Consider the following 14,427-nt stretch of genomic DNA (forward strand, 5'->3'; position numbering starts at 1 on the left):
TTCTAGATATCGTTTTACTGCTTGTATTTTATCTTTTGAAGAAAATTTAGCCATAAAAAATGCACCTCCAATTGTTAATTATGTGTCTAACAATTGGGGTGCACTTCATATATATAAAAAGGTCTTTTTTTCATTATACAAGACTTATTACTTTCGTTTTTGTAATTAAATCCTGAAAACCACAATTATCTTTGCGGAACAACATCATATATATATTACATATTAATGGAATTCCTAATAGCAATACGTTCGGTAATAACACTACAAAAAATCTTATAATTAATGTTTGCAACGTTAGCTTTTCACTCTTCAATGAAATTAATTTTATTCTCGTTACCTTTTTTCCAAGTGTAACACCGTTCCAAATAAAGGGTAACACAATAAAATATATCGCCATTAATATAAAAACTACTGCGAAATCATATCTAAAATCACCTAAGCTTATATTAAAGCGCTTAAACATAGCACTATAGTTTCCGGTCATAATAGCTACTACTACACCATACATAACCGAGATTAAAAACATGTCAATTAGGGAAGCACCTATGCGATTCATTACAAGCGCTGGACGATGCATCTTTAACTTCATTTTATGTCGACTCCTTCATATCCTTCTTTACCCGTCTCATCGTACCACTTCTAAAAAACATTGTAAACTAGCCTTTCTCTTACTTTTCTTGTACAATTTGTTACAATAGCATTATAAAGGAGGTTCCCATATTGAAAAAATGGATAATCCTATTCGTCGCCTTCCTATTAACTGGTTGTGCAGGAAACACAGGTCACTTAACTTATACGGTTAACGATGAATACGAACTCATACGTACTTCTGGAAATGCATTTGAACTTTTCCCCTCGCAAGATGCTGTATATGCCACACAATACATCCCTGCAAAAATTACAGACATTGCTTGGGATGATAAATACATTATTGCAAAACAAACCGAGGAAAAATCAGATCCGAATAACCCTGACGCAGCAATTGCAAATAAAAAAAGTGAACATTATTGGATTATTGACGTAAAGCACAATAAACGTTTCGGTCCCTACAATGAAAAGCAATTTAATGAACAAAAAGATGCGTTTAAAATTAAGGTGCCTTTTCAAAATGTAGATTCATACATAAAAGAAATAAAAAAACAGTCAGCATAATATTTGAATGCTGACTGTTTTGCCTTACATTATTTTAGTGAGATGTTAAACGTTTGTGGCTCTTTTACAACATCTTGTGTTTCTGAATCTCCTGCAAGTAAATCATCAGTTGTAAACTGAATATCCTTTACCTTGTCTTTTCCATCGTCAAGTATTAAACCAATAATACCATCTCTTGTTTCACCAGGCTTATAGTCTTCTCTTGATACATTTTTTGTACCAACTAACGTATCTTCGTCATATAAAAAGTTTTGAGTGGCTACTTTAAAATGTTGCTTACCATTAATCATAACATCATTCATAGAGAAAAATTGCATATTTTTATTTCCGGTATTCTCCACTTTATATGTAATCTCAACGTAACGAATTGTATTACTAATCTCTGTTCCACTTAGCGATGCATATAATTCTGCATCTTCTTGGCTTACTTTATCCCCTAATCTCCGTTTTACTTCTTCAGGGGTTAGTGCCGTGTATACTTTCAATGTTTTTTTTGCCTTTTCACTCATCTGTGATAAAGAAATTACTTTCACATCTTGTACGTGAATTTTCATTGGCGCTACTTCAAATGTTTGATTCACAGAATGCATCTGCTCTAACTTAAAAGTACCCCATCCTGTTTCTTTCACTTTTTGTCCTACTTTTTTCAGCTCACGCCCACCATATTCTTTTGTTTCAGGAATAGACTCTTTCTTCTTCGGTTCAGCTTTCTTTTCTTCTTGATGGAAGCAACCACTTAACATAAGAAGAAAACTACATAAAACAAAAATACTTTTCCATGCTTTCATCATTTCATTTCTCCTAACGCTATCATTCATGAATATAAAATTAGTCCCTGGCTTTGTAAACTATAGAAACAATGACAAGTCCACAAAATGAACTTGTCAGTCCAGATACTATTATACCTCCAATTTGGAAAATATGAAAATAGGGATCTAGGAACGCGTGCACGATAAATATAATAGTTGCTACAACAATTACTGAAACCCAATACTTTCTTTTTTCCGAAGCTAAAATAAGATCTTTACCCATTTCATTTCTATACTTCCATAAAACGTATACTAATAGTAGAACACCAATACATGTACTTCCATGTTGCATATATTTATAAACAGAGATACCGTACCATTCTCTTTGTAATAATGGTATTTTCATAACGAAATAGCCTGTCTTATGAGTGAATGCATCCCAAACAACATGCGTGAGCATACCGAATAATGCAGAATAGCAAAATACAAAGAATTCTTTCCAGGTATGTAGCCCCCACCTCTCATCTATTGCATATGAATAATAACCAGCAAACGGTTTAGGTAAATGCGTTATAAACGGCTTTTTTAAAATGTAGTGATATATGTATGCGAGTAGAAATACAAGCGGTAAATTTAAATATAAGAACCCGAGCCATTTATGGCCAATAACACCATACGGTCTAAAGTGTAAAAAATATTCAAAGTCAGGCGCCATACTACCTAATATAAGAGCCGTTACTGAAATATGTTTAGAATGCTTTTTCGCAAAAGGAAGAACTGCTGCTGGATGTGCAAATGTAAACGGCATACTTTAACTCCTTCTCACATTTTCAATAGAATACCATATATCATAACGAGAGAATGGATCTTCATGCAATATTTATTTTCACATTGGAATATGATAGTTTAAATGATATAATCCACATAAAATATTCAGAAAATAAGGAAGGGATTCAGGTGTCATTAACACTTGTATTTGCCGCCTTTTTAGAATCAAAATCCGTTATGAATTGAGGTTTATATATTGATTGACGTACCCTTTTTACAAAATGCTACATTAAAAAAAGAAAATATCCCTAGTTTTTCCGCATATCCTTACTGCTTACCTGCTATCCGAACATTACAATCACTAGTTTTTCATCCAAATGTAACATTCATTATTGGAGAAAATGGAACGGGTAAATCAACATTACTTGAAGGAATTGCAATTGCGTTAGGCTTTAATGCAGAAGGTGGAACGAAGAATTTCCGCTTTAGCACTAACGATTCACATTCATCTTTACATGAATACCTTCGAATTTCCAAAAGTTTCAATACACCAAACGACGGTTTCTTTCTTCGCGCTGAATCATTTTATAACGTTGCTTCTTATATTGATGAAATAGATGCTATAAAATCTTACGGCGGCGTTTCACTACACGAACAATCTCACGGCGAATCATTCTTTTCCTTATTTATGAACCGTTTTTCAGGACAAGGTTTATACATTTTAGATGAGCCTGAGGCAGCTTTATCACCAATGAGACAACTTTCCATGCTTATTCGAATGCATGAGCTAGTGGAACAAGGTTCACAATTTGTTATTGCGACGCATTCTCCTATTTTAATGGCCTACCCTGAATCCACTATATATTCTTTAACACAAGAAGGGATTCACGAATCCACATTAGAAGAAACTGAGCATTACCAAACGACGAAACTTTTCTTTGAAAATCGTGATCGATTATTTCATCATCTATTTGAGTCGTAAAAAAAGAAGCAGCAATAGCTGCTTCTTTTTTATAGTGCTTCTATAAATAAGGCAACCCCGATACCGCCACCGACGCATAAAGAGGCAATTCCTTTTTCTAACCCACGTCTTTTTAATTCGTGAATTAAACTTACTGTAATACGAGCCCCTGTACAACCAATTGGATGCCCAAGTCCTACGCCACTACCGTTTACGTTCACTTTTTCACGGTCTAAGCCTAACTCTTTCTCTACAGCTAAATATTGAGCCGCGAAAGCTTCATTAATTTCAAGTAAATCTGCATCTTCCAATGACCAATCTACTTTTTCTAAACCTTTACGAATTGCTGGTGCTGGTCCAATACCCATAATTTTCGGGTCTACTCCAGCTACTGAATATCCAACAATTCTAGCTAACGGTTGTAAGCCTTTTTCTTTCGCTTTTTCTTCGCTCATTAATACTAGAACTGCACTTCCGTCATTCAGGCCAGATGCATTACCTGCAGTTACAGACCCATTTTTACGGAATGCTGGTTTTAACCCTGCTAATTTTTCCGCTGTAATATCTGCACGTGGATGCTCATCCTTCGAAAATACTACTTCTTTTCTACGTTCTTTTATTGTAATAGGAACAATTTGATCGTCAAAGTGTCCAGACTCGATTGCCTTCAGTGCCAATGTATGACTGCGAAGAGCAACTTCATCTTGTTCCTCTCTTGTAATTTCATATTGTTCAACTAAATTTTCCGCTGTTTCACCCATCATAATATGGTGAATCGGATCTTCTAACACTTCCCACACCGTATCACGAATTTCTCCGTGCTGTAGACGTTGTCCCCAGCGGTGCTGTTTCAATGCATAAGGGCTCGAACTCATCGCTTCTACTCCACCTGCAACAACAACATCACTTACACCTAATTGGATTTGCATTGCAGCTGACATAATTGCTTGCATACCTGAAGAACATTGACGTTGGATTGTATATCCCGTAACTGTGTCAGGAAATCCTGCCGCTAATGCAGCTGTTCTCGCTGTATTTGCTTCATCAGTTCTTTGAATACAATGACCTAAAATTACTTCATCAACTTCATGTGGTTCTACCCCGCCTCGTTTTACAGCTTCCTGAAGTACAGGAACAGCTAATTCTACTGGCGTTACATTTTTTAGCGCTCCTCCAAAAGTTCCAATTGGCGAACGAACTGCAGCTGTAATAACAACATTATGCATTTTGTACTTGCCCCTCTCTTATGTACCCTAGTAAGTTTTTAGGTGAAATTCCATAAGATGTATATCTATAACTATCATACTATAAACATACTAAAAAATCAAAATATTTAATATAATAAAAATAGAAGGAATTAACCTTCTATTCTGTCAGTGCATATAAAAACTTTTGCAAAATTTTCTCTGTTGTTTCATTCAATTTTGGCAACTTATCTACTGGAAAATATTGAAGTTTCAACCCTTCATGATCGAGCTTTAATTCCCCGCTCACATGATGTGCCTGATACAGATGAATGACATTGAAAATTTCATCGCCATTCGGATAACGGAAATATACTTCTTTTCCTGATAGAACACCAAGAAATTGCATTATTTTTGCAGTTAACCCCGTTTCCTCAAATAACTCTCTACGTGCCGTTTCTTCTGTCGTTTCACCCAGTTCCATCGCCCCGCCAGGTACACCCCAATCATATGTATCTGAACGATATTGAAGCAATACTTCTTGTTTATCATTTAATATAATGATTGCTGATCCTACGAGAATAAGCGGTCTTGTACCAACGACTTTTCGTAACTCTTCAATATACCCCATATGTAAATTCCCCTTTCCCTAACCTCCCTTATCATAACAAAATTTCTCTCTTTTTGTTCATGTAATTTTAAAGAAAAAAAGGAAGCTTTCGCCTCCGTTTTTTCATCTTTATTTCTTAAAACTTTCATATTTTACAGCTTCAAAAGCTTCCTCAATTTCATCATTACGATAATGGACATATGTAAAACGACCCAATTCTACTAATCTTGCTATTTCCTGTAACGCTTTATGCTGCTCATATGTTTCTTTCAGCTTAATATGTACATAAAACTTCATTAAAGGATGTTCATATAAAGGTTCTCCCACCTCTACATATACATCTTCAATCCCTTGTACAACTCTTACATAACTCGCAAATTGATAAAGTGCTTCTCTGTCTGAAACGATTTTTAATGTATACATATATTCTCCCCCTTTCCTTTACTATATCAAAAAGACGACCATACCATGTTATAGAACTATGAAATTTTTTCGACTTGTCATCTATATATTCAATAAAGAAGGCGTTTATCCATACATGACATCTTTTCCCCACATATATTATAGGAAGAACTTTTTTTCATTTGAGGTGTTCCTTATGGATCCATACGTCAATATATGTATTTGCATTACTCCCGGCGCCGATATTTCTGATGACCGCATCGCAAAAGATTTAGCTGTTGCAGAATCAATTTGGTACCCCATTACATTTCAAATTCAAGAAGTAATTGTATTAAATGAACTTTTCCGTTTTTTTGACCGTGAAATCAGTTATAAAAATTCCATTCAAAGTCAAGAAAAGTTGGCATCCTTTTTCCAAACATGTGTAAATGAAGCTCCTGAATGCGACCTTTATATTTGTTATATTGGCAGTGATTATTTCAAAGAAACAGCAGTAATTGCCTGCGCTTATTCTTTAGCAAAACAACAGCAACTTACTGGCTATATCGTTTTAACAAATTCGGCTGCCCCTACGAAAAATATATATACGCTCGCTCACGAAATCGGTCATATTTTATTTACAAGACGTATTCATGGAAAACTTACTCATGCAGATCCTCATTCTCCAACCGGCTCGGAGCACCACCCTTCTCCAACAAATCTTATGTATCCGATAGTCCCTCGTCCAGAAAACGTTCATATTCATTCCTTATTAACAACAGAACAAAAAGCGCTCTCTTTACAAAGCTCTTTACTACAAAGAAAAAAACAGTAACCCTCATGTTACTGTTTAAAACAACTTGTTCCAATCAACAAACAAAATCCCGGCTGCTAGAAATAAAAATAGACAACTAAATGTAATCCCTCTAAAAATCCCTATATAATATTTCTTTGGAAATAATTTTTGGTATATCCAGAGCAGCCGCTTTTTATTGAATTTCTAGTTCACACTTTTTCTTTCTTCAATTTTTAAAGACCATTTCATTAATCCATATATACTTCCATACATAAGTAAGACCTTTGCAATTCCCCAAAATACATTACTTTCTTCTAAATCTTTAAATAAGAACATAATCATAAGAGGAACAATTAGTACAAAAACACCCATCCAGCCAAGAGCATATACTTCACCAATAAGAAGTAATAAAAAGATAATTGCTGCTAATATATATGTTTGCATTGTCGACAATTGCAATACAGGTGCCCCATACCATTTATTCATAAACATCAATAACACCAATAATAAAATAGGAACCATTACTATTACATAAATCATTCCAAATTCTACTAATTTACTTTTAAAAGAAGACATTCTAAATGCAACAATCATTCCAATAATCGTAATGATTAAAACGATAGGATAACCAATTAACTGTACATTTGTTAACGTAAATTGTTGATCGGGGCTTCCAAATAAAATATTTGTCAGTAACCAATATCCACCAATACCAATAATCATCCCTAAAATACTTTTTATGCTCCCGCTTTTATCCTTCTCCATCTCTTTCGCTAATTCTTCCGCATACTCTTTTGGTGAGTCACCAAATATGTCACTTACTGTCTTTCCCTTTTTTTCACCTTCTATTAAATGAAGCTCTGCATCTTCTAGAAAAGCGTCCACATCTTCTTCTTTAATCCCTTTTGTTATTAAATATACTTTCGTATCGATTAAAAACTTTTCACCTTCTTTAGAAATCTTCATTATAACTCCTCCCTTATTTAATCATTTCTCTTCTATTCGTCTTCATCATAATTTCAAGGAAGATTAAAATAAACAAACTTCCGTATAAACATATAATTTGAAATAACATTGGCACGAGATCTTCTGATGTAAATGTTTTAAATAGTAACATAATCGAAAGTGGAATAATTAAATATAAATTTTTAAACCATCCATCAAAATACATATTTACCGCTACTGTAATGATAAAAATACCACCAGCCAATAAATAACTTTGCATTTGATTGAATATAAACATTTTTGTAGGATATATCACATCTAGTACCATAATAACTCCCATTAAAAACATTGGCGCTATCATTACTAAAAACCACATAGAAAACCACGTTTTTGAAAAACTTGTTACAAAAGTCATTTTGCGAAGTAGAAAATTAGGACCTATAACAACTAAAATAAATGAAAAACTATAACCGATACACTGAATAAGTGAAATCTGTAACATTCCATGGTTCACTATTAAGATAGAAGCAATAATCCAAAACGATACGATATTCATTACTGTAAAACCAATTTGCTTCCACGTTTCCTGTCTATCCCTTTCCATCACTTTTACAAGTTCATCTGCATATTCTTTCGGTGAGCTTCCGAAAATATCTTCTACACTCTTCCCCTCACTCTCAGCTTCTATTAAATGCAACTCTGCATCTTCTAAAAAGTTTTCAATATCACTTTCTTTTACACTCTTTGCCGTCAAAAATAATCTCATATCTAACAAAAACTTTCGCGCTTCACTTGATAGCATTATTTTTTTCTCCCCTTCCCTTCAAGTAGACGCTCTACACTACTTTGCATCGCTTCCCAGCGATCCATAAATTCACCAAGTGCTTCCTCGCCTTTTTCTGTTAATGTATAATATTTTCTCTTTGGACCAGATGGAGATTCCTTCATTACGCTTGTTATTAGTCCTTCTTTTTGCATTCGTATTAATAACGGATAAATACTTCCCTCACTCGCCATTGTAAAACCATACTTCGCTAGCTTTTCACTCATTTCATAACCGTATATTTCGCCTTCAGAAATAATAGCAAGTAAGCATCCTTCTAAAATCCCTTTCAGCATTTGACTTGTCGACATAATTTAAATCCTCCTAACGATATTTTTTTCCAAATGTTTGCAGGAATTTCATTATAGCTTCTCTAAATAGAGCACTATGAAAACTTTATTATGAAGGGATGTTTTTCATCATGGTTACAAATCGAGTTGTCTTTTTAACAGGTGCTGCAAGTGGTATTGGTTATGAAATGGGAAAGGCTTTTGCAAAAGAAGGTGCAAAAGTTGTGATTACCGATCGACTTGAAGAACGTGCAAAAGAAGCTGCTGAACAATTACAAAATGAAGGTTTTCAAGCTATCGGTTTAAAATGTGACGTTACATCTGAAGAGGAAATTACAGCAGCAATTTCTCAAACAGTTGATCATTTCGGTTCATTACATATATTAATTAACAACGCAGGAATGCAACACGTTTCACCCATTGAAGACTTTCCAACTGAAAAGTTCGAGCTACTAATTCAAATTATGCAAATTGCTCCGTTTATCGCAATTAAGCATGCCTTTCCGATTATGAAACAACAAAAATATGGTCGTATTATTAATGTCGCTTCTATTAACGGCCTTGTCGGATTTGCTGGAAAAGCTGCCTACAATAGTGCAAAACATGGCGTAATTGGATTAACAAAAGTTGCTGCTTTAGAAGGTGCTACGCATGGTATTACTGTTAATGCCCTTTGCCCTGGTTATGTCGATACCCCTCTTGTACGTAATCAACTACAAGACTTAGCTACTACACGAAATGTACCACTTGAAAATGTTTTAGAAGATGTTATTTATCCACTCGTCCCACAAAAGCGCTTATTACAAGTACAAGAAATCGCTGATTATGCGATGTTTTTAGCGAGTGAAAAAGCTAAAGGTATAACGGGACAAGCTGTTGTTGTAGATGGTGGTTATACCGCTCAATAAAAATAAAGTTTGCTCAAGAAGAGCAAACTTTATTTTTATTCCCGAGGATCTTCGTACTTTAGTAATTGCCGCGGGAGCTTCTCAATTGCAACAATTACCCCCTCTAGTTTACTTTCAATACGGTGGAGTAAATATAATGTTACAACAATCGGAAACCCTACATTACCTATCATCTTGATCCACTCTTCCATCCTCTTCCCCTCCTTTCATTATATAAGTAAGAGAAAACACTGCATTTAGGCATAAAAAAACAAGCTATTATGTATTAGCTTGTTTTTCAAATAATGATGCAATTTCTCGTTTATAGTCCCCGCGTATAATACCTTTCTCAGTAATAATTCCTGTAATTAATTCATTCGGCGTTATGTCAAATGCTGGATTATAAACATCCGTTCCAATTGGTGCTACTTGTTTTCCAAAGATTTTCGTAACTTCTGTTTCATCTCTTTCTTCAATAATAATTTCAGCTCCAGTTTCTTTCGTAACATCAAATGTTGACAGTGGAGCAGCAACGTAAAATGGGATATTAAAGTGCTTTGCTAAAATAGCTAAATTCATTGTCCCTATTTTATTTGCCGTATCTCCATTTGCGACAATTCGATCCGCCCCTACAATAATTGCATTTATTTCTTTCGTTTGAATAGCATGAGCTGCAGTATTATCTGTAATAAGGGTCACATCAATATTTGCTTGCTTCAATTCCCAGGTCGTTAAGCGACCACCTTGTAAAACTGGTCTCGTTTCACACGCATATGCATGTAAACGCACACCTTTCTCTTTTCCAATATAAAAGGGAGCTAATGCAGTTCCATATCTGGCAGTTGCGATACTTCCAGCGTTACAGATTGTTAAAATATTATCGCCATCTTTAAAACATGTTAACGCATATTCCCCAATATTTCGGCACACCTCTTCATCTTCCTGCTGAATGCGAAGCGCTTCTTCTTCTAATGTTTTTTGTGCTTCTTTTATTGTAGTAATCTCTCGAATAGATTCTCTCATACGATCAATTGCCCAAAATAAATTTACTGCTGTCGGGCGTGACGTTCCTAAATAATTACAATCTCTATTAAACTTCTTTTGAAATTCTTCAATATGTACAGTGTTATATTTTTTTGATGCAAGCGCCAAGCCAAATGCAGCTACAATTCCAATTGCAGGCGCTCCTCGTACTTCTAACATTACGATGCTTTTCCAAACCTCTTCAATAGTCGTCAATGTTTTGTATTCTGTGCTATGCGGCAATTTCGTTTGATTTAATACCGCAATTGCATCACCTTTCCAGCTTACAGATCTCGGAACAGTAACAATTGTACTCACGCTTTTACGCCCCCTGAAACTGTCTGTTGAAATAATATTCGAAACAGTTGAATATCAGCACTTTTAGATTCATATTTTATTAGTTCTTTACCTAAGGATAGCGCTTGTTTCTTAGCTTGAATTCTTGTTTCTTTATTTTCTATTTCATCTAAATCTGCTACATGAGCTAAACCAATTGTTCTACGAATCAGTTCACATCCGGCAAATCCAACTGCATCAGTAAAGATATTTTGCAAAATAATTGGTAACCATTGTTTTTCTTTCGTATATGCTTCTACACCTTCTCCAATCCATAACTTTGTAAAAGTTTCTACAAAATAACTCCACGTCTTTTCTATATGGAAAAATAGTACACTTCTTTTTTCTTCTTCTCTAGATAAAGCATTTAATAATAGATTTGCAATAAATTGACCTATGTCAAATCCAAATGGGCCATATGTCGCAAATTCTGGATCAATCACTTTCGTTTCAGAAGGTGACGAAAAAATACTACCAGTATGTAAATCACCATGAATAAGAGTTTCTTTTCTTGTTAAGAACTTATATTTATATTGTGCTACTTTTAGTTTTAAAGTTTTATCACTCCAAAGTTCATCAACCACGAGCTGTAAATCTGGCTCATAATCATTTGTATCATAATGTCCAAACGGATCTGTAAACACTAAATCCTCTGTAATTTTACAAAGGTCCGGATTTACAAAGGTACCTTCTAGTACCCTCTTCTCTTCTGACTGTAAACCAAAATCTGAAGTATAAAATAAAACATGTGCTAGAAAACGGCCGATATGCTGGGATAAAAGCGGATATTCTTCTCCGTCTATTAATCCTTTTCTTGTAATTGTTAGTCTTGATAAGTCTTCTATTACCGTTATCGCTAACTCTTCATCATGACTGTACACTACTGGAACATAATCCGGTACATACTGCGCAAAAATTTGTAATGCCTTGCTTTCAATCGTTGCTCTTTTTATAGACAATGGCCAGCTTTCACCAACTACTTTCGCATAAGGCAGTGCTTGTTTTATTATAATTGATTTCTCTCCATCATCTAATTTGAACACGTAATTTAAGTTTCCGTCTCCAATTTCATGACAAACGACATTTGCCTTCGCTTCAAAATAGCCATGATCTTTCGCATATTGTACAGCTGTTATTTCTGTTAATGAATAATATCCCATCGTCTTCTCCCCCTTTTTAAATTCAGAGGTTTTTCTAACATAGAAAAACCTCTTTCCACTAAGAAAGAGGTTTGAAGTTTATCTTCTCCCCTCTTATCTGCCAGAAAGTTTTACTTTCTGCTGGAATTAGCACCGTGCCTTTTGGCGTAATAAACGCCCCATTTCACAATGGTATTACGGTCGGTTGCTGGGCTTCATCGGGCCAAATCCCTCCACCTGCTCTTGATAAGAGTTGTATAATTTTTTGAATTTTTAACTTTATGTTGAAGACTATACCAAGAATAAAAATCACTTGTCAACATTTTATTTGTATAATTCTGGACGGCGATCCGCAAAAACCGGAATTCCTTTACGTACTTCTTTAATTTTCTCGAATTCAAGCTCTCCAAATAAAATTGATTCCTCTTCATTCGCCTCTACTACAACTTCACCCCAAGGGTCCACAATTAAAGAATGACCCGCAAATACATTATTTGGATCCTTTCCTGCTCTATTACACGCAACAACATAACACTGATTTTCAACTGCTCTTGCTTGCAATAGCAAACGCCAATGTGCTAAACGAACTAATGGCCATTCTGCTACAACAAATAATACTTTTGCCCCTTTAGCAGTATGGACACGCATCCACTCTGGAAAACGAATATCATAACAAATTGTTCCAGCGCATTCGACATCATCTAGCTTAAATTCGCCCGTACCATTACCGGCTATTAAATATTTATGTTCATCCATAAGCTGAAATAAATGTACTTTACTATATTCGTTGACTAGCTGTCCTTCATTATTTACAACATACATCGTATTTGTAACGCCTTGCTCTGTTTGCTTTGCTATAGAACCACCAACAATATGTATATCATATTGCTTCGCCCATTCTATTAACTTTTCTTTCGTTTCCACTCCATCCCTATCTGCAATTTCAGAAAGTCTCGTTAAATCATATCCTGTTGTCCATAGTTCTGGTAAGACGATAACATCTGGCCTTTCCTTCATAGCTTCGCTTATTTTATTTTTAGCATTCTCAATATTTTTTTCTACATCTCCAAAAACAATATCCATTTGAATACATGCGACTTTCATTTTTTCAGCCCCATTCTTATTTTTTTCTTTACAAAATACTGGAAAGATTATATCATTTGTCACTAGAATTGTAACAACTTTCAAAAGAGGTGGAAAGTATGAAATTATTTCAACCTTCTGAGATAGTAACATCATTGCCAACACAATTTTTCGCTTCACTTGTTGCAAAAGTTAACAAAGTCGTTGCAGCTGGTCACGATGTTATTAATCTAGGTCAAGGTAATCCAGATCAACCAACACCGCAGCATATCGTAAAAGCTTTACAAGATGCTGCCGAAAAGACCATTCATCATAAATATCCGCCATTTCGCGGACATGAAAGCTTAAAGGAAGCCGTGGCTACATTCTATAAACGTGAATACGGCGTCGAATTAAACCCAAAAACTGAAGTTGCTATTTTGTTTGGCGGGAAGGCTGGACTAGTAGAATTACCGATTTGTTTTACAAATCCTGGTGATACGATTCTCGTTCCGGATCCAGGTTATCCAGATTATTTATCCGGGGTTGCTTTAGCAAAAGCACACTTTGAAACAATGCCGCTTATTGCAGAAAATAACTTTTTACCAGATTATACAAACATTGATGACTCTATTGCAGAGCGTGCAAAATTAATGTTTTTAAACTATCCAAATAATCCTACCGGTGCTACTGCATCAAAAGATTTTTTTGATGCAACCATTCACTTTGCTAATAAACATAATATATTAGTTGTTCACGATTTTGCTTATGGCGCTATCGGATTTGATGGTCAAAAACCTGTTAGTTTCTTGCAAGCAGATGGTGCGAAAGATATAGGAATTGAAATTTACACATTATCAAAAACTTTCAATATGGCTGGCTGGCGCATCGCTTTTGCTGTAGGGAATGAAAGTGTGATTGAAACAATTAACCTATTACAAGATCATATGTATGTTAGTATATTCGGTGCAGTTCAAGATGCTGCTCGAGAAGCGCTATTAAGTTCACAGTCTTGCGTAATAGACCTTGTAAATAGTTACGAATCTCGAAGAAACGCTCTTATTTCAGCCTGTCACTCAATTGGTTGGAATGTAGACATTCCAAAAGGATCATTCTTTGCATGGCTTCCCGTTCCAAAAGGATATACCTCTGAGCAATTTTCTGATATTTTACTAGAAAAAGCACATGTCGCAGTTGCTCCTGGTGTTGGATTTGGTAAGCATGGGGAAGGGTATGTCCGTGTTGGTCTCTTGCATGCAGAAGATAGATTACGGGAAGCCATTAATCGAATTGATAAATTAAATTTTTTCAAAAAGTAATT

General features: G+C 35.0%; 18 protein-coding genes, 1 pseudogene and 1 riboswitch. Of the genes and pseudogenes, 5 read left to right on the plus strand and 14 right to left on the minus strand.

The genetic code is table 11. The features are described 5' to 3' along the window. Positions 1 to 133: 133 nt before the first annotated feature. On the minus strand, positions 134 to 589 hold the full coding sequence (locus ACS2CR_RS23080) for an RDD family protein (RefSeq protein WP_000769098.1): 456 nt from the start codon (positions 587 to 589) through the stop codon (positions 134 to 136). A 131-nt stretch (positions 590 to 720) separates the two neighbouring features. On the opposite strand from ACS2CR_RS23080, the gene ACS2CR_RS23085 reads away from it, so the two are divergent. Next, positions 721 to 1,152 carry a DUF3997 domain-containing protein gene (locus tag ACS2CR_RS23085; protein ID WP_000758785.1) on the plus strand — a complete coding sequence of 144 codons (432 nt, stop codon included), beginning with the start codon at positions 721 to 723 and terminating at the stop codon, positions 1,150 to 1,152. 29 nt (positions 1,153 to 1,181) lie between these two features. Here the strand turns inward: ACS2CR_RS23085 and ACS2CR_RS23090 are convergent, their stop codons facing one another. Continuing rightward, the gene (locus tag ACS2CR_RS23090) at positions 1,182 to 1,943 is read right to left on the minus strand and encodes a hypothetical protein (RefSeq protein ID WP_000973895.1); all 762 of its coding nucleotides are present in this window, start codon (positions 1,941 to 1,943) and stop codon (positions 1,182 to 1,184) included. A gap of 37 nt (positions 1,944 to 1,980) precedes the next feature. Further along, the gene (locus ACS2CR_RS23095; RefSeq protein ID WP_001116847.1) at positions 1,981 to 2,709 is read right to left on the minus strand and encodes a DUF4184 family protein; all 729 of its coding nucleotides are present in this window, start codon (positions 2,707 to 2,709) and stop codon (positions 1,981 to 1,983) included. Between the two features lie 216 nt (positions 2,710 to 2,925). On the opposite strand from ACS2CR_RS23095, the gene ACS2CR_RS23100 reads away from it, so the two are divergent. Next, the gene (locus tag ACS2CR_RS23100; RefSeq protein ID WP_016111244.1) at positions 2,926 to 3,651 is read left to right on the plus strand and encodes an AAA family ATPase; all 726 of its coding nucleotides are present in this window, start codon (positions 2,926 to 2,928) and stop codon (positions 3,649 to 3,651) included. Positions 3,652 to 3,680: 29 nt separating this feature from the next. On the opposite strand, the gene ACS2CR_RS23105 is transcribed toward ACS2CR_RS23100, so the two are convergent. The 3 genes from ACS2CR_RS23105 to ACS2CR_RS23115 all read right to left on the minus strand — a co-directional run bounded on the left by ACS2CR_RS23105 (position 3,681) and on the right by ACS2CR_RS23115 (position 5,847). After that, on the minus strand, positions 3,681 to 4,856 hold the full coding sequence (locus tag ACS2CR_RS23105; RefSeq protein ID WP_016111245.1) for an acetyl-CoA C-acetyltransferase: 1,176 nt from the start codon (positions 4,854 to 4,856) through the stop codon (positions 3,681 to 3,683). 139 nt (positions 4,857 to 4,995) lie between these two features. Next, positions 4,996 to 5,445, minus strand: coding sequence for an NUDIX hydrolase (locus ACS2CR_RS23110; protein WP_002005651.1), 450 nt, complete (start codon positions 5,443 to 5,445; stop codon positions 4,996 to 4,998). 108 nt (positions 5,446 to 5,553) lie between these two features. Next, complete coding sequence (locus ACS2CR_RS23115) at positions 5,554 to 5,847, minus strand: DUF3928 family protein (protein WP_016111246.1); 294 nt, start codon at positions 5,845 to 5,847, stop codon at positions 5,554 to 5,556. A 175-nt stretch (positions 5,848 to 6,022) separates the two neighbouring features. Between ACS2CR_RS23115 and ACS2CR_RS23120 the strand changes: the two genes are divergently transcribed. Continuing rightward, complete coding sequence (locus ACS2CR_RS23120; protein WP_016111247.1) at positions 6,023 to 6,640, plus strand: ImmA/IrrE family metallo-endopeptidase; 618 nt, start codon at positions 6,023 to 6,025, stop codon at positions 6,638 to 6,640. Positions 6,641 to 6,655: 15 nt separating this feature from the next. Here the strand turns inward: ACS2CR_RS23120 and ACS2CR_RS23125 are convergent. From ACS2CR_RS23125 to ACS2CR_RS23140, 4 genes and pseudogenes are all read right to left on the minus strand, one after another. Continuing rightward, positions 6,656 to 6,793: pseudogene (locus ACS2CR_RS23125) on the minus strand (DNA-binding protein); the annotation flags it as partial. 12 nt (positions 6,794 to 6,805) lie between these two features. Next, positions 6,806 to 7,567: a DUF1129 domain-containing protein gene (locus tag ACS2CR_RS23130; protein WP_153602659.1), complete on the minus strand. Its 762-nt coding sequence runs from the start codon at positions 7,565 to 7,567 to the stop codon at positions 6,806 to 6,808. A gap of 13 nt (positions 7,568 to 7,580) precedes the next feature. Then, positions 7,581 to 8,348: a DUF1129 domain-containing protein gene (locus ACS2CR_RS23135; RefSeq protein ID WP_000952891.1), complete on the minus strand. Its 768-nt coding sequence runs from the start codon at positions 8,346 to 8,348 to the stop codon at positions 7,581 to 7,583. Beyond that, the gene (locus ACS2CR_RS23140; protein ID WP_000107984.1) at positions 8,348 to 8,680 is read right to left on the minus strand and encodes a PadR family transcriptional regulator; all 333 of its coding nucleotides are present in this window, start codon (positions 8,678 to 8,680) and stop codon (positions 8,348 to 8,350) included. Before ACS2CR_RS23140 ends, ACS2CR_RS23135 begins: the two co-directional genes overlap by 1 nt. A gap of 110 nt (positions 8,681 to 8,790) precedes the next feature. Here ACS2CR_RS23140 and ACS2CR_RS23145 point away from each other — a divergent pair, with 110 nt between their 5' ends. After that, positions 8,791 to 9,567: a 3-hydroxybutyrate dehydrogenase gene (locus ACS2CR_RS23145; RefSeq protein ID WP_000258429.1), complete on the plus strand. Its 777-nt coding sequence runs from the start codon at positions 8,791 to 8,793 to the stop codon at positions 9,565 to 9,567. Positions 9,568 to 9,602: 35 nt separating this feature from the next. Here ACS2CR_RS23145 and ACS2CR_RS23150 read toward each other — a convergent pair whose 3' ends face one another. The 4 genes from ACS2CR_RS23150 to ACS2CR_RS23165 form a co-directional block, all read right to left on the minus strand. Then, positions 9,603 to 9,758 carry a YvrJ family protein gene (locus ACS2CR_RS23150; protein WP_000393337.1) on the minus strand — a complete coding sequence of 52 codons (156 nt, stop codon included), beginning with the start codon at positions 9,756 to 9,758 and terminating at the stop codon, positions 9,603 to 9,605. Between the two features lie 67 nt (positions 9,759 to 9,825). After that, the gene (mtnA, locus tag ACS2CR_RS23155; protein WP_000104612.1) at positions 9,826 to 10,887 is read right to left on the minus strand and encodes an S-methyl-5-thioribose-1-phosphate isomerase; all 1,062 of its coding nucleotides are present in this window, start codon (positions 10,885 to 10,887) and stop codon (positions 9,826 to 9,828) included. Continuing rightward, positions 10,884 to 12,065 (minus strand): S-methyl-5-thioribose kinase, encoded by a 1,182-nt coding sequence (gene mtnK / locus ACS2CR_RS23160; protein ID WP_000542673.1) that lies wholly within the window; start codon positions 12,063 to 12,065, stop codon positions 10,884 to 10,886. Before mtnK ends, mtnA begins: the two co-directional genes overlap by 4 nt. Positions 12,066 to 12,155: 90 nt before the next feature. Beyond that, a riboswitch (SAM riboswitch) is annotated at positions 12,156 to 12,297 on the minus strand. A gap of 71 nt (positions 12,298 to 12,368) precedes the next feature. Beyond that, positions 12,369 to 13,232, minus strand: coding sequence for a carbon-nitrogen family hydrolase (locus tag ACS2CR_RS23165; protein ID WP_000869881.1), 864 nt, complete (start codon positions 13,230 to 13,232; stop codon positions 12,369 to 12,371). Between the two features lie 14 nt (positions 13,233 to 13,246). On the opposite strand from ACS2CR_RS23165, the gene ACS2CR_RS23170 reads away from it, so the two are divergent. Continuing rightward, the gene (locus tag ACS2CR_RS23170; RefSeq protein WP_000765513.1) at positions 13,247 to 14,425 is read left to right on the plus strand and encodes a pyridoxal phosphate-dependent aminotransferase; all 1,179 of its coding nucleotides are present in this window, start codon (positions 13,247 to 13,249) and stop codon (positions 14,423 to 14,425) included. Positions 14,426 to 14,427: the final 2 nt, after the last annotated feature.

The sequence above is a fragment of the Bacillus cereus group sp. BceL291 genome (assembly GCF_051776705.1).
Classification (GTDB): domain Bacteria; phylum Bacillota; class Bacilli; order Bacillales; family Bacillaceae_G; genus Bacillus_A; species Bacillus_A cereus.

Excerpts from the sequence above, each read along its gene's own strand:
- ACS2CR_RS23095 (WP_001116847.1), bottom strand. The coding sequence starts at position 2,709 with ATGCCGTTTACATTTGCACATCCAGCAGCAGTTCTTCCTTTTGCGAAA.
- ACS2CR_RS23170 (WP_000765513.1), top strand. The coding sequence starts at position 13,247 with ATGAAATTATTTCAACCTTCTGAGATAGTAACATCATTGCCAACACAA.
- ACS2CR_RS23145 (WP_000258429.1), top strand. The coding sequence starts at position 8,791 with ATGGTTACAAATCGAGTTGTCTTTTTAACAGGTGCTGCAAGTGGTATT.
- ACS2CR_RS23115 (WP_016111246.1), bottom strand. The coding sequence starts at position 5,847 with ATGTATACATTAAAAATCGTTTCAGACAGAGAAGCACTTTATCAATTT.
- mtnK (WP_000542673.1), bottom strand. The coding sequence starts at position 12,065 with ATGGGATATTATTCATTAACAGAAATAACAGCTGTACAATATGCGAAA.
- ACS2CR_RS23110 (WP_002005651.1), bottom strand. The coding sequence starts at position 5,445 with ATGGGGTATATTGAAGAGTTACGAAAAGTCGTTGGTACAAGACCGCTT.
- ACS2CR_RS23130 (WP_153602659.1), bottom strand. The coding sequence starts at position 7,567 with ATGAAGATTTCTAAAGAAGGTGAAAAGTTTTTAATCGATACGAAAGTA.
- ACS2CR_RS23135 (WP_000952891.1), bottom strand. The coding sequence starts at position 8,348 with ATGCTATCAAGTGAAGCGCGAAAGTTTTTGTTAGATATGAGATTATTT.
- ACS2CR_RS23140 (WP_000107984.1), bottom strand. The coding sequence starts at position 8,680 with ATGTCGACAAGTCAAATGCTGAAAGGGATTTTAGAAGGATGCTTACTT.
- ACS2CR_RS23105 (WP_016111245.1), bottom strand. The coding sequence starts at position 4,856 with ATGCATAATGTTGTTATTACAGCTGCAGTTCGTTCGCCAATTGGAACT.
- ACS2CR_RS23080 (WP_000769098.1), bottom strand. The coding sequence starts at position 589 with ATGAAGTTAAAGATGCATCGTCCAGCGCTTGTAATGAATCGCATAGGT.
- ACS2CR_RS23120 (WP_016111247.1), top strand. The coding sequence starts at position 6,023 with ATGGATCCATACGTCAATATATGTATTTGCATTACTCCCGGCGCCGAT.
- ACS2CR_RS23150 (WP_000393337.1), bottom strand. The coding sequence starts at position 9,758 with ATGGAAGAGTGGATCAAGATGATAGGTAATGTAGGGTTTCCGATTGTT.
- ACS2CR_RS23090 (WP_000973895.1), bottom strand. The coding sequence starts at position 1,943 with ATGATGAAAGCATGGAAAAGTATTTTTGTTTTATGTAGTTTTCTTCTT.